Annotated in this window: 1 protein-coding gene; it reads right to left on the bottom strand. The window is 58.8% G+C overall.

The window, feature by feature from the left end; genetic code table 11:
* A partial coding sequence (locus ACJ8IL_RS24730; RefSeq protein ID WP_442516913.1) for an IS110 family transposase occupies positions 1 to 645 on the bottom strand: 645 nt, incomplete at both ends.

Genomic DNA, 645 nt, shown 5'->3' with positions numbered 1-645 from the left:
GCCAGACGCCCCGGGTTATGCTCCAGCCGCTGCATAAAGGCCCGGGCACATTGGACCAGCAGGCGACGCAAATTTTTATCTCCCCGCTTGCTGATGCCCATCAGCGTGTTTTTCCCGCCAGTGCTGTATTGCCGCGGCACCAGCCCCGTCGAGGCGGCGAAGTCCCGGCTGCCGGCATAATTTTTCCCATCGCCCAACTTCGTGGCCAACAGGCTGGCGGTTATCATGCCGACGCCGGGAATGCTCAGCAGGCGCTGCGTGGCCTCGTCATCCGCCATATGCGTTTTTAACTCTTGTTCGACGCCCTCAATCTGTTCGCTGAGATAGACGTAATGTTGACGGACCTGCAGCAGCAGCCGGGTTAAATACGGCGGTAACGGATGCTCTTCGAGCACGGCGGTCAGGCGTCGGATAACGGCTCTACCGCGTGGCATGCTGATACCAAACTCCAACAGAAAGCCGTGCATCTGGTTGGTGGTTTTTACCCGTTCTTTGACGAACGCATCTCGGACACGATGCAGCGCCGCCATTGCCTGTTGGTCTTCGGTTCTTGGCGTCACGAAGCGCATGGAAGGGCGTGAGGCGGCTTCGCAGATGGCTTCGGCGTCGATGAAGTCGTTTTTGTTGCTCTTGACGAATGGCCGG

Origin of the sequence: Serratia sp. CY47444 (genome assembly GCF_052168635.1) — a bacterium.
Lineage (GTDB): Bacteria > Pseudomonadota > Gammaproteobacteria > Enterobacterales > Enterobacteriaceae > Serratia > Serratia bockelmannii.
Note: the sequence above shows the minus strand (reverse complement) of the source record. Positions and strands in the feature narration are given on the sequence as shown.